We start from the raw sequence: 12978 nt of genomic DNA, 5'->3' as shown, positions 1-12978 counted from the left end.
CCGGGGACGGCTGCGGCGTCAGCACGGCCGGTCCGCGGGTGCGTGGGCGGAGGCCCGGGCGAGCGTGCGGGCCGCGTGGATCAGCAGGGTCAGCGCGGCCGCCGCGCAGGCGAGGGCAGGGACGCTGCCGGCGCCCCAGGCGTCGGCGACGGTCTCCACGGGGGTGGCGAGGAAGCCGCACCCGGGCAGACGGGCCGCGAAGACCGATGCCAGGGCGGTCGCCTCCGCGGTCGCCGTGGCCGTGACGACGAACGCGGGGGCGTGGGAGAAGCCGTGCGCGGTGAGGAGGCGGGCGAGGAACAGCAGGGCGCCCAGGGTGACGGTCTGGGCGTAGGCCGCGCTCTCGCCCAGGACCGCGCCGCACAGGGCGCTGAGAGCCGTCAGGGAGGACAGGAACAGGGCGAACGTACCGAGCATCAGCGGGCGGGCGGAGGCGGTGAACTCCTCCAGACCGCGGCTGGCGCCCAGTCTGCGGCGGGTGCACACGGCGAAGAGATGCGCGCACCAGGCGGCGGGGGCGCAGGCCAGGGCGAGCGCCAGAACGGGGGCCGTGGCCAGCGGCCAGGGGCCGTCGGCACTGACGGTGGGCGGGCCGTCGGGGCCACCGGCGACGGCCACGCGCAGGAGGCCGTCGCCGAGGAGGGCGTAGGCCACGAGCCAGCACGTCCACATCCGGCCGGCGGAGGCGCTCTGCGTTGATCCCGGGGGTGTGCGGTCCGTGGCGCCGAGAGGGCCGCGCGAGAGGGCCGAGCGCAGGGCGAGGGCCGCCGCGAGGACACCGACGGCGACCGCGGTCGTGCGGGTCCGTCCGTACGTGAGGTGGAGGGCGGCGACGGTCGCGGCGCACAGGGCTCCGGGCAGCAGGGTGAGCACGATCCAGGCGGGGCGCGCCCGCGGGGCCGCCAGGGCCGTGGAGTGCGGTGCCGTCTCCTCGTCGTGGGCGGCGCGCGCGTACATCTCCTCCGCGAGGGAGAACACGTCCCGGTGGCGGAAGCGGGCCGCGGTCCGGTCGGTGACGCCGTGGGCCTCCAGGCCCGCCGCGATCTCCAGGGGGTCCACGGCCCGTTCGCACAATTCGCGGTGCCGGTGCATCAGCGTCTTCACGGGGTCGGCGGCGGTACGCCGGAGCTTCGGCAGGCGGCCAGGGGGCTGCGGGTGGGGGCCGGCCGCGTCGTCCGGTGCCTCCGTCTCCACCGCGGTCCACCCCTGCGAGCGCTCGTCCCACGCCTCCGCGCCGCCCGGCACGCCGGGCCTGTCGAGTTCGCCGAGCCCGCTCATCGCGCCCCCTCCGTGGCCGGTGTCGAGGACCCGACGCGCACGGGGACGTCCGTCGCCCAGCCGGGGCCGCCGCGGGCCACCACGCGCGCGGCCGGGTCGGTCCAGCGTCCGGGGACATGGGCCTCGGCGGGGGCGGCGAAGGGCAGCGGTTCCCCGGTCTCGTCGAGGACGACCCGGCGCACCGGGGTGTGCGAGACGATCTCCAGGTAAATGCCGTGAAATGCCGTGGTGTTCTGCTCGACGGTGAACAGTTCGAGCGCACGCGCGCGTGCGGCGGCACCCAGGCGCTCCCGGCGCTCGGGGTCACGCAACAGCGCCAGACATGCCTCGGCGAGCGCTCGCGGGTTGCGCGGGGGCACGACGAGCCCCGTGCCGCCGATGACCTCCACCACCGCGCCGACGTCCGTGGACACCGTGGCGCGACCGCAGAACATCGCCTCGACCAGGCTGATCGGGAAGCCCTCGACGACGCTGGAGAGCACGGTCACACCGCCGGCGGCGTACGCCTCGGCGAGGGTCGGCAGCTCCGGGCCGCCGATCTCCTCGAAGGAGACGGGGTTGTCGCCGACCGAGTGCCGCCCCTCGGCCTCGTCGGGGAAGAGCTGCGCGGCCAGCGCCCGGCAGTGCCCGAGATAGGCCTCGCCCTCGGGACCGGCCGGGGCGCCGACGATCCGCAGCCGCGCCGTCGGCTCCTCCTTGCGGACCTCCGCGAAGGCGTGCAGCAGCGAGATCAGGTCCTTGGCGGGCTCGACCCGGCCCACCCAGACCAGCGCGTCGGGGTCGGCGCTCTCGGCGGACTCGCCCACCTCGGCGAAGCGCGCGGCGTCCATGCCCGGGTAGACCGTGCGGAGCTTGGCGCGGTCGGCGCCGCAGCGTTCCTGCCAGCGGCGGGCGTGCGCGTTGCCGGGCGTGATGACCGCGGCCCGGTCGTAGATCTCGATGGCGAGCCTGCCGTGGAAGGCGGCGAGCAGGGAGCGCACGGCGGGCGGCGCGTCCGTGGCGGCGAGGTAGTGCGTGCGCAGCCGGACGCCGTACTCGGTCACCAGCAGGGGTACGCCGTGGAAGTGGCGGGCGAGCAGCCCGGGGAGGGCGGCGGGGCCGCCGGACGTCGCGTGGCACAGGTCGACCGAGCCGAGTCCGTCGTCCTCGTACCAGTCCAACGACAGGGGGCGCAGAGCGCGTTCGAGGTGCGCCGCGACGGCGAGCAGATCCGGCACACGCGCCTCACGCGCCGCCCGCAGTGCGCCGGGTGCGCGACAGGCGCGCTCCAGGGCGCGTACGGCGGTCTCGGAGCGGAGCGCTCCCACCAGCCCGCCGCTCTCACGGGCGAGTTCGGCCAGCCCGTACAGCGCGCTGCCGAAACGGTCCGCCTCGGCGGCCGGAATGTGCTCTCCGAGAGCCTCGGCAGGGTCCCCGGCGTTCCCCGCGCACAGCGCGGCCGCCAGCTCGCCGTAGCACTCGGCGAACCGCCGGCGGGCCCGCCGCCCGTACCCGGCTCCGCCGTCCTCGGCCGTCCACATCGGCGCCGTACGCACCAGTGCGACCTGCGGCGGCAGCGGGACCCAGCCCTCGCTCTCCTGCCGCTCGGTGCGGCTGAGCGCGTAGATGTCGAACTCGTGCTGCCCGAGCCCGCGCACGAGCCGGTCGCACCAGAGCCTGGCGTCACCGCTCACATACGGATAGCCACCCTCCGTAAGCAGTCCGATGCGCACGAGCGCACCCCCGATCTCCCGTATGGAGAGCCGCCGTTGACCCGGCGGCTCGCAGCGGGAAGAACGTATGCGGACAAGGCGGTGGCGCGACGGACGGTTGTCCGTCGCACCACCAAAAGGGGTGAACGGTCGTAACTTTCCTGTGCGGTTCGCGTTCGATCGCGCTAAGAGATCATGCAGTCACGTTCCGTCAGGCAGCGGCAGGCTCTCGCCGTGCGGCCCTGCGGCTCGCGGCGACCTGCGGGTCGAGTGCCGGTACGGCGGCCAGGAGCTCCTTGGTGTACGGGTCCTGCGGGTTGTCGTACACCTCGTCGGCGGGGCCGCACTCCACGATCCGGCCGCGGCGCATCACCGCGACCCGGTCGCTGACCTGACGGACGACGGCGAGGTCGTGCGCGACGAAGACGAGCGCCAGGCCGAGTTCGCGCTGGAGTTCGCCGAGCAGAGCCACCACCTGGGCCTGTGTGGTCACGTCCAGCGCGGAGACGGGCTCGTCGCAGACGATGACGCGCGGTTCGGCCGCGAGCGCCCGCGCGATACCGATGCGCTGGCGCTGTCCGCCGCTGAACTCGTGCGGGTAGCGGTCGAAGTGCGCCCCTTCGAGTCCCACGCGCTCCAGCAGTTCCGTCACGCGCCCCCGGATGCGCTTCTCGTCAGGTTCCCCCCGGGCGCGGAGCGGGTCGGCTATCGACTCGCCCACACGGCGGCGGGGGTTGAGGGAGGAGACGGGGTCCTGGAAGACCATCTGGACGGCAGGGCGGACGCCCACGCGCGCGTGCCCGTCGTGCAGAACCTCGCCCGACGTCGGCTCCAGCAGCCCGACCAGCATCCGGCCGAGCGTCGTCTTGCCACTGCCGCTCTCGCCGACGACGCCGAGGGTCTCGCCGCGGTGGATCGTCAGTGACACGTCGTCCACGGCCGTGAACGCGCGCGTGCCGCGCCCGAAGTCACGCCGCAGGCCCCTCGCCTCCAGCACGACCTCGCCGGACGTCCGCGAGGGGGCGCGCGGCGCGTCCACACGCGGGACGGCACCGAGGAGTTCGCGTGTGTACGGCTCGGCGGGCGACGCCAGCACGGTGCCGGCCGGCCCGTGTTCCACCACGCGCCCGTGCCGCATGACCAGCACCTCGTCGGCGCTCTCCGCGGCCACGCCCACGTCGTGCGTGACGAGCAGCAGCCCCATGCCGGTCTCCTCGCGCAGCGTGTGCAGCAGGTCGAGGATCTGGGCCTGCACGGTGACGTCGAGCGCGGTGGTCGGCTCGTCGGCGATCAGCAGGGCGGGCTCGCACGCGAGCGCCATCGCGATGAGCGCGCGCTGGCGCATGCCGCCGCTGAACTCGTGCGGCCGAAAGCGGGAGCGCCGCCGTGCGTCCGGAATCCCCACCCGGTCGAGCACCTCCACCGCACGCGCGCGTGCCGCTCGCCGTGAGGCGCGCGTGTGCACGCGGTACACCTCGGCGATCTGGTCGCCGATCGCGTAGTACGGATCGAGGGACGACAGCGGGTCCTGGAAGACCATCGCGGCCTTCCCGCCGCGCAGCCGCCGCAACTCGTCGTCGGACGCCCGGCGTACGTCGGTACCGGCGACCTCGATCGAGCCGCCGAGGCGCGCGCCCGTGCCGCGGTGCAGGCCCAACAGGGACGCGGCAACCGTGGACTTGCCGGAGCCTGACTCGCCGACCAGGGCCAGGGCGCCGCCCTGCGCCAGGGCGAACGACAGACCGTCGACCGCCCTCAGATCGCCGAACTCGACGGTCAGACCGGTGACTTGGACCAGATCGGTGACTGGGACGAGACTCACGTCAGTACCACCCGTCGGTCGGCCACCGCGTACAGCACGTCCGCGACGGCGTTGGCGAGGACCACGAAGAAGCCGATGACCAGGACCATGCCGACGACGACGGGCAGGTCGACCATGTCGACCGCGTGGACCAGTTCCTGTCCGATGCCGGGCAGTCCGAAGAGGGTCTCGGTGAGGACGGCTCCGCCGATCGCCGAGCCGACGTTGTTGGCGTTCAGCGCGATCACGGGCGCCAGGGCGCCCCGCAGCGCGTGCCGTCCCACGATCGTCCGCTCGGCGACGCCGTAGGCCCGGAAGGTGCGGATGTGGTCCTCGGCCAGCGTCTCCAGCATCGACGCCCTGGTCAGCCGGGCGAACGCGGCGGCCTCGACGAGGGCGAGCGAGAGCCAGGGCAGCAGCAGGTTCCAGGCCCACTGCTCGGGGTCGTCGGTGAACTTCACGTACTGCGGGAAGGGCAGCAGCTGAAGTTCGCCGCAGACGACGATCATCAGCACCAGGCCGATGACGAAGACCGGGGTGGCCCAGCCCGCCAGGGTGAGGGCGGTCAGCACCCGCTCGGTGAACCGGCCGCGCCGCCACGCGGAGAGCACCCCGGTGCCGACGCCGAGGACCAGCCACAGAACCATCGCGCCGAGGACGAGCGAGAGGCTCACCGGGAGCTTGGTCAGGATGATGTCCATCACCTGGCGGTCGGTCTGGTACGAGAGCCCCAGGCAGGGGGCCGGGCAGTGCTCCACCGAGGTGCCCGTGGAGTAGTCCTGGCCGGCGAACAGGCCGTGCAGGAAGTGCCAGTAGCGCACGTACAACGGGTCGTCGAGCCTGAGTTGCTGCGCCACCTGGTGCACCTGCTCCGGGGAGCAGCGCGGGCCGCAGGTGATCTGGGCGACGTTGCCGGGGGTGGCGTAGAAGACGACGTAGACGATGACCGAGATGGCCAGCAGGGTCAGGACGGTGGCGAGGGAGCGCCGGACCAGGAAGCCTCCGAAGCCGTTCATGCGGACCCCTCCTTCGCGCCCGCCCTGGCCTCGCGCTTGCGGCCTGTTCCGACGCTCAGCCGGGAGGCGGCGCGGGGGTCGAGGGCGATGCGGACGCCGTCGCCGAGGACGGTCAGTGCGAGCACCGTGACGAACAGGGCGCCCGCCGGGAGCAGCAGGTACTGCGGGGCCGCCTGGTACCAGACGTCGGCGGCGGTGAGCATCTGCCCCCAGGACGGCGTCGGCGGCTTCACGCCGACGCCGAGGAACGACAGGGCGGCCTCGATGCCGATGTTGACCGGCATGAGGATCGCGGCGTAGGTGATGACCGGCGCGGCGAGCCCGGGCAGCAGCTCCCTGCGGGCGATGCGCCAGGTGCCCCAGCCGCTGAGCCGGGCCGCGGAGACGTAGTCGAGCCCCTTCAGGGTGAGCGTCTGGGCCCGCACGATCTTCGCGATGTTGCCCCAGGCGATGAACCCGATGACCAGCGTGACCAGGACGGGCCGCGGGAAGCTCGACGGGACGATCGCGAGCAGCGCCAACGACATGATCATCAAAGGCATGGCGACGAAGACGTCCGTGAGCCGGCTCAACAGTTGATCAACCCATCCGGCGCCGATCGCGGACGCGATCCCGATCACCACGCCCAGGAAGACCTGGATCACGGTCGCCGCCAGCGCGACGCCCAGGGAGACCCTCGCCCCGTAGACGAGCCGGGCGAACAGGTCGCGCCCGGTCTGCGGTTCGACGCCCAGCCAGTGGTCCGCGCCGACGCCCCCGATGGAGCCGATCGGCACGCCCCCGCGCGCGGAGTCGACGAGCGAGGGGTGGTACGTGGTCGGGTCCTGGCCCTCGAGGGCGGTGAGCAGCGGCGCGGCGAGCGCGACCAGGACGAGCAGCGCGACGACGGACGCCGCGACGAGGGCGGCGCGCTGCGTGCGCAGCCGCCGCCAGAACTGAACGGCCCCCGAGGCCCCCGAGGCGGACACCTCGGGGACCTGGGTGGCGACAAGTGCTTCGCTCACGGCGCTACTTCACCGCGACCTGCGAGATGTCCAGCACGCCGGTCCAGTCGCTGATCACGACGTTCTTGATGTCGCTGCCGACCAGGCGCTTGTAGACGGGGTGGAACAGCGGCACGGTCAGGGCCTGCTCGCCGATCTTCTTGTCCAGTGCACCCCACCTCTTGGCGGCCGCGTCAAGATCGGTCAACTTGTTGATCGCGTCAATCTCGTCATTGACCGACTTGTCGTTCAACAGGCCGTTGTTGAAGTTCGCGCCGTCCTTGACGATCTGCCGGCCGTCGAAGATCGGGGCGAGGAAGGGACCGCCGGAGGGCCAGTCGGCACCCCAGTGGGCGAGGAAGAAGCCGGGCTCGGTCTTCACGCCGTGGATCTTGTCCCGGTAGTCGTTGTCCTCCAGGCCCTGCAGCTTGACCGTGATGCCGGCCTTCTTGAGCGCGTCCTGGATCGCGGTCGCGATCTCGGGGCTGGTCTCGAAGTCCTTGGCGTTGGAGTGGGTCAGCGTGACGGTGAGGCCGTTCTTGTATCCCGCCTCGGCGAGCAGCGCCTTGGCCTTGGCGGCATTGCCCGTCCCGCCCGCCGGGAAGAGGTCGTAGGGCGTGTAGCCGAAGGACTTCTGGTTCGGCAGGAAGGTGGTGGCCGACTCGGCCAGCGCGGAACCGCCCGCCGCGTTGATCACGGACGACCGGTCGACGGCGCAGGAGATCGCCTGCCGCACCTTGATGTTGTTGAACGGCTTGACCGTCGGGTTGAAAGCTATGTAGTTCGTGTAGCCGAAGTGGCCCGTGCCGACGCGGACGGCCAGCTCCTCGTCACCCGTCACCTTGGCGAGCTCGGCGGGGCCGAGGTTGGTGTCCGTCGTGACGGCGGAGGCGTCCGCGCCCTGGGACGCGGACAGCCGCTGGTTGATCACCGAGGAGTCCAGCCCGGACCGTACGTCGACCTTGTCCGGGTAGGCCTTGCGCTCGGCGTCCGTGGCGGCCGACCAGTACGTGTTGCGTTCCAGGACCAGGTGCTCACCGTCGTTCTCGTTCCTGACGACCTTGTACGGGCCGGACGAGACCGGGTGCTCCTCGTACCTGGTGCCCGTGTCCTTGCTCTTCGGAACGGGCGTGAACTGCGTCTGCGTGGCCAGGTACGGGAACTCGCCCTCGGGCTTGTTCAGACGGAAGACGATGGTCCGGCTGTCCGGCGTCTCGATCGCCGACAGGCCCTTCTTGTCCTTGTACGGCCCCTGGTAGCCGGCCGCGCCGACCAGCCAGTCCCTCAAGTAGGGGGCGCCGCCGGACAGTTCGGCGGCGAAGGAGCGCTCGATGCCGTACTTGATGTCGGCGGACGTGATCGGGGTGCCGTCCTCGTACTTGAGGCCCTTCTTCAGGGTGTACGTCCACACGGTCGCGTTCTTGCTGGGGCGCCCGGTGTCGGTGGCGAGGTCCGGGACGACCTTGGCGCCGGCAGCGCCGTTCTCGCGGTTGCGGGTGGTGAGCGTACGGAAGACCAGGGACGGGACGTTGCCGCCGCCGGAGGTGTACAGGCGCGCGGGGTCGAAGTCCGTCTGGGCCTCGGAGTTGAGGACCGTGAGGGTGCCGCCCTTGTGGGGCGTGGAGTCGCCGCCGGCGCCCTTGGCATCGTTGTCCTTCGGCCCGCAGGCGGCGGCGCCCGCTGCCAGAACCAGGCCTACGGATGCCGCGGCCACGCGGCGCGCTGTGACGGACGGTTGGCGCATCGGAATGACGACCTCTCGAATGATGAGACGGAATGACGAGGAGTGAGACAGAAGTGGGCAGACGTCTGCCTGGGCGCCAGGTCGTCGAAAGCGGCCGCCGGGGCACGGCACAAGGCCGTGTCAGGGCAGGAGAAGGAGATCGCGACGCGAACGCCCGGGGGCGGGCGTCAGCGACAGAGGATGTCGGCCACGCAGAGCGCGGTCACGCCGATGAGCGCCAGCTCGATGGCGGCGCGTGCGGAGGCGTGATCGGTCGACATGCCCAGAAATATGAATCAACTTTCTGCGCATGTCAACGTGACGTCGGAGACGCCCGTCAACTCCTGGGATAGGGCCAGGGGTTGGGCAGACAGTGGATCCCGTCGTGGTCGAGGAACTTGGTCTGCTGCTGCATCACCGGCGCGAGCTGGCCGTTCTTGGTGCAGGTCACATGGCCGTGGCCGAGGCGGTGGCCGACCTCGTGGTTGATCAGCATCTGCCGGTAGGCGTGAATTTGATCACCGTAGGTCTTCGACCCCTGGGCCCATCTGTAGGCGTTGATCATCACTCGCTCGGTGGAGGCCGAGTCGCAGGAGACGTTGTCCTCGGTGGTGTCGAGGCCGGACTTGGCGCACCACTTGGCCGTGGTCCCCGGGCTGGCGAGGGTGATCACGAAGTCGGGCTTGCCGGAGTCGACGCGCTCGAAGGTGCGGGCGCCGTCGTGGGCCCAGCTCCGGTTGTCGTTGAGCGTCGTCTGAACGGCCTGGGCGAAGAGTTCGCCGTCGAGCCCGAGCCCCTGCTCCACGTCCACGCGGTAGGTGTACTTCTGGCCCTTGCCGGGCGCCTTGGCGCCCCCGGGGACCGCGGCGAACTTCCCCGACCCCTTGAGCGTGGCGCTGAGCGGATACGTCTTCCCCATGGCCTGCGCGTACGTCAGCGTCGCCACGCTCGGCGAGGCGGACGGCGACGCGCCCGGGTCCCGGGCGTCCCGCGCCTGGCCGGTGGCCGACCGCGTCCCGATGCCGCTGTCGTCGCGGCCGTTCGCGACCTGGCCGGCCACGACGACGGCCAGCACGGTGGTGACGGCGGCGGCCGCGATACCGGTGAACGTCCGCCCCTTGCCGCCCCTGGACTGCGCCGGCACACCGGTCGGCGGCGCGTCCTCGTCGGCCTCGGAGGGGACGCCGACGACCGGGCCGTGGTCCCATTCGGTGACGGAGGCGTACGGGTCCGAGGCGTGCGCGGACCCGCCGCCGCGGGACGTGAAGACGTCGGCGTCCTCGTCGAAGGCGTCGACGTACTCCTGCCGCGGCCCGCCGGGGGGTGCCTTGCGCTGGCGCGGAATGGTCGCCCCGGACTGCCTCAACTCACCCCATCCACCGCCGGCTTCACGCTGCTCGGGGTGACCGCCGCGGACTCGGGGGGTGCCGTGGGCGGGCGTGCCGTCGACGGGACGGGGCATGCCGTGCGGGGGTGTGCCGTCAGGGAACTGCGGCGCCCCACGCGCGGGCGTGGGGAACTGCGGCACCCCGCGCGCGGGTGTGCCGTCAGGGAGACGCGGCACCCCGCGCGCGGGTGTGCCGTCAGGGAGACGCGGCACCCCGCGCGCGGGCGTACCGTCCGCCCTCCCCGGCGCTCCATGACCCGCGTCCTTGGCGTCGCCCTTCGCGGCATCGGCCCCGCGGCGGCTGTGACGTCCCACGTCGCCCCTCAGCTCCCCGCGCTCTTCGCGGCGGTCCCGGCGTCAACGGCCGACTCGACGGATCGAAGGGTATCAACCAACTCGCCCCGCTCGGACAGGAGTTCGCAGACGGCGCGGGCGACCGTGCCGGGGTACTCCATCATCGCCACGTGCCCCGCGTCCGGCAGGGTGAGCAGGCGCGAGTCGCGGAAGGTGCGGGCCGCCTTGCGGGCCATGCGGAAGCCGACGAGCTGGTCCCGGCCGCCGTAGACGAGCAGAGTCGGGGCCAGGACACGCTCCGCCTGGCGCCACAGCCCGTGCTGGCCACCCAGGGTGTAGGCGTTGACGATGCCGCGCGCGGAACGCGTCATCGCGTCCCAGAGATACGGCAGTTGCATCCGCCGCTCCATCTCCTCCACGGCGTTGCGGAAACCCTCCGGCGACACCTGTCCGGGATCGCCGTAGCAGAGCGCCAGCACGCCGCGGACGCGCTCCTCCGCGGTCCATCCGCCGGTGTACCGGGTGAAAAGGCCGGCCACTCCCGGCAGTGCCAGCAGCGCGGTCGGCACCGCGCTGCGCTGGACGAGGAGTTCGGGCAGCGCCGGCGACACCAGCGTCAGCGTCCGCACGAGGTCGGGCCGCAGGGCCGCGACGCGCGTGGTGACGGCGCCGCCGAGCGAGTTGCCGAGCAGATGCACGGGCCCGCGCCCGGACGCCTCGAGAAAACGGATCACCGCGCGCGCGTGCCCGGTGATCGAGTAGTCGCCGTCGTCCGGCGGCGGCGAGTCGCCGAAGCCCGGCAGGTCGACGGCCTCGCCGTCGACGACGCTCTCGAGCTCCTGCATCAGCGCCGACCAGTTCTGCGAGGAGCCCCCGAGTCCGTGGACGCAGAGCGCGGGCGGCAGGCCCTCGCGCACCGGTGGTCTCGACCGCACCGTCAGCGTGATGCCCGGCAGCCCGACCGACCTGAGCCGCTCGCCCTCCGCAACCCTGACGGGCGTCACCTTCGGGAGCACGGTGGTCGCCGGAACGGACGGCAGCTCGGTCGAAGACATGCGGCAATGTTACGAGACGATCACGTAGTGGCTCATGTGTTCGCCGTCACAGATTGCGCGTACACCGCATAGCATCCGGATCCGGTGTCTCCTAGGCTCGTATCGAGGGCACCCGCTGTGGCACCTGCTTCACTCAGGCACGTTCGTAGGAAGGGAGCCCACCATCATGGCCGTAGACCCCACCGACCCCGAGACGTTCGAGGACGACGGCGCACAGGAACCTCGGGAGATCGACGTCGAGGCACCCGAGAACGACGCGGCGGAGCAGTCCGCCGACCTGGCGGCGGACCGCGACGACCCGCTCGAGGACGTGGACCCGGCCACTGCGAACGAGGCCGACATCGTCGAGCAGCGCCGCGTCGTCCCCGACGACGAGGACGACTACCGCTGACGGGGGCGCACGGAAGCACCGGAGGGTGCCGCTGAGCTGGAACGAGGCGATTCGCTGCCCGCTTCGATCCGGTTTGAAACGGCCTGGACGGCTTTCGTCGCCGTCCGGTCCGTGAAATTCTGCGCTCGCACCGCGCACACCCGGGTTACCGAAAAGTACGATGGCGGCGCGGCGCACACCGCATGTGGACGAAATTGGGAGGCGGCGTGACAGCCATCGAGCAGACAGAGGCGGCACGCCCGCGGGGCACGCGCCTGCCGCGACGTGCCCGACGGAATCAGCTGCTGGGAGCCGCCCAGGAAGTCTTCGTGGCGCAGGGTTACCACGCGGCCGCCATGGACGACATCGCCGAGCGCGCCGGCGTCAGCAAGCCGGTGCTCTACCAGCACTTCCCGGGCAAGCTCGACCTCTACCTCGCGCTGCTGGACCAGCACTGCGAGTCACTGATCGGGGCGGTGCGCAGCGCGCTCGCGTCGACGACCGACAACAAGCAGCGCGTCCGCGCGACCATGGACGCCTACTTCGCGTACGTCGAGGACGACGGCGGCGCCTTCCGCCTGGTCTTCGAGTCGGACCTGACGAACGAGCCCGCGGTGCGCGAGCGCGTCGACAAGGTCACGAACGAGTGCGCGGAGGCCATCTGCGACGTCATCGCCGAGGACACCGGCCTGTCGCGCGCGGAGTCGATGCTGCTGGCCTCCGGGCTCGGCGGCCTCGCCCAGGTGGTGGCCCGCTCGTGGCTGCACAGCGACCGCAGCGTGCCGCGCGACCAGGCGGTGCAGCTGCTGGCCTCGCTGGCCTGGCGCGGCATCGCGGGCTTCCCGCTGCACGGCAGCGAACAGCACCACTGACGGCGCCGTGACGGGCACGTGTTCCCGTCCCGTGTTCGCTCTTGGCGTTCGGGGGCGGAGCGTGCGCGTCCCCTCACCGGGCTAATGTGTGCAGGGTACGGCGCGTAAAGGTCGCGCACTTCACTGACCGTCGGAGGGACATAGCCGTGGAGGTCAAGATCGGCGTGCAGCACGCGCCCCGCGAGATCGTTCTGGAGAGCGGTCAGAGCGCCGAGGAGGTCGAGCGCATCGTGGCCGAGGCGCTGGCCGGAAAGGCGCAGCTGCTGACCCTCGTGGACGAGCACGGCCGCAAGGTCCTCGTCCCGGCGGGGCGCCTCGCCTACGTCGAGCTCGGCGAGCCCGCCCCCCGCAAGGTGGGCTTCGGCGCGCTGTAATCACCGGATCACGAGAGGGGCCCCGGGGGGGGGGGGGGGCGGCCCCCCCCCCCCCGGCCGAACAAAGTAATAGAACGATTTGGGGACCCAGGGGGCCCCCCTCCGGTCGAGAGAAAGCCCGAGAAACCCAAAGA

The 12978-nt window shown here is 72.0% G+C and carries 12 protein-coding genes; 3 read left to right on the top strand and 9 right to left on the bottom strand.

What is annotated here, in order from left to right:
• Positions 1-18: 18 nt before the first annotated feature.
• The 9 genes from ACIBN2_RS15910 to ACIBN2_RS15870 form a co-directional block, all read right to left on the bottom strand.
• Positions 19-1278 (bottom strand): hypothetical protein, encoded by a 1260-nt coding sequence (locus ACIBN2_RS15910; protein ID WP_399134945.1) that lies wholly within the window; start codon positions 1276-1278, stop codon positions 19-21.
• On the bottom strand, positions 1275-2990 hold the full coding sequence (locus ACIBN2_RS15905) for a DUF3492 domain-containing protein (protein WP_399134944.1): 1716 nt from the start codon (positions 2988-2990) through the stop codon (positions 1275-1277). The genes ACIBN2_RS15910 and ACIBN2_RS15905 overlap by 4 nt, the downstream gene beginning before the upstream one ends.
• Before the next feature lie 190 nt (positions 2991-3180).
• Positions 3181-4791 (bottom strand): dipeptide ABC transporter ATP-binding protein, encoded by a 1611-nt coding sequence (locus ACIBN2_RS15900; RefSeq protein WP_399134943.1) that lies wholly within the window; start codon positions 4789-4791, stop codon positions 3181-3183.
• Complete coding sequence (locus ACIBN2_RS15895) at positions 4788-5786, bottom strand: ABC transporter permease (RefSeq protein ID WP_399134942.1); 999 nt, start codon at positions 5784-5786, stop codon at positions 4788-4790. Before ACIBN2_RS15895 ends, ACIBN2_RS15900 begins: the two co-directional genes overlap by 4 nt.
• The gene (locus tag ACIBN2_RS15890) at positions 5783-6790 is read right to left on the bottom strand and encodes an ABC transporter permease (protein ID WP_399134941.1); all 1008 of its coding nucleotides are present in this window, start codon (positions 6788-6790) and stop codon (positions 5783-5785) included. The genes ACIBN2_RS15895 and ACIBN2_RS15890 overlap by 4 nt, the downstream gene beginning before the upstream one ends.
• 4 nt (positions 6791-6794) lie before the next feature.
• Positions 6795-8513 carry an ABC transporter substrate-binding protein gene (locus ACIBN2_RS15885; protein WP_399134940.1) on the bottom strand — a complete coding sequence of 573 codons (1719 nt, stop codon included), beginning with the start codon at positions 8511-8513 and terminating at the stop codon, positions 6795-6797.
• A 167-nt stretch (positions 8514-8680) separates the two neighbouring features.
• Positions 8681-8773, bottom strand: a complete 93-nt coding sequence (locus ACIBN2_RS15880; RefSeq protein WP_399134939.1) for an Ms4533A family Cys-rich leader peptide — start codon at positions 8771-8773, stop codon at positions 8681-8683.
• A 56-nt stretch (positions 8774-8829) separates the two neighbouring features.
• The gene (locus ACIBN2_RS15875) at positions 8830-10194 is read right to left on the bottom strand and encodes a DUF3152 domain-containing protein (RefSeq protein WP_399134938.1); all 1365 of its coding nucleotides are present in this window, start codon (positions 10192-10194) and stop codon (positions 8830-8832) included.
• A gap of 8 nt (positions 10195-10202) precedes the next feature.
• Positions 10203-11228, bottom strand: coding sequence for an alpha/beta fold hydrolase (locus tag ACIBN2_RS15870; protein WP_399134937.1), 1026 nt, complete (start codon positions 11226-11228; stop codon positions 10203-10205).
• A 166-nt stretch (positions 11229-11394) separates the two neighbouring features.
• On the opposite strand from ACIBN2_RS15870, the gene ACIBN2_RS15865 reads away from it, so the two are divergent.
• From ACIBN2_RS15865 to ACIBN2_RS15855, 3 genes are all read left to right on the top strand, one after another.
• Entirely contained in the window at positions 11395-11619 is a 225-nt protein-coding gene (locus ACIBN2_RS15865) for a hypothetical protein (protein ID WP_399134936.1), read from the top strand.
• A 206-nt stretch (positions 11620-11825) separates the two neighbouring features.
• Positions 11826-12470, top strand: coding sequence for a TetR/AcrR family transcriptional regulator (locus tag ACIBN2_RS15860; protein ID WP_399134934.1), 645 nt, complete (start codon positions 11826-11828; stop codon positions 12468-12470).
• A 146-nt stretch (positions 12471-12616) separates the two neighbouring features.
• A complete protein-coding gene (locus ACIBN2_RS15855; RefSeq protein ID WP_399134933.1) occupies positions 12617-12844 on the top strand; it encodes a DUF3107 domain-containing protein in 228 nt (75 codons plus the stop codon).
• Positions 12845-12978: the final 134 nt, after the last annotated feature.

The sequence above is a fragment of the Streptomyces sp. NPDC050534 genome, assembly GCF_044457745.1.
Classification (GTDB): Bacteria; Actinomycetota; Actinomycetes; order Streptomycetales; family Streptomycetaceae; genus Streptomyces.
This window is presented reverse-complemented; position numbering and strand designations above follow the sequence as displayed.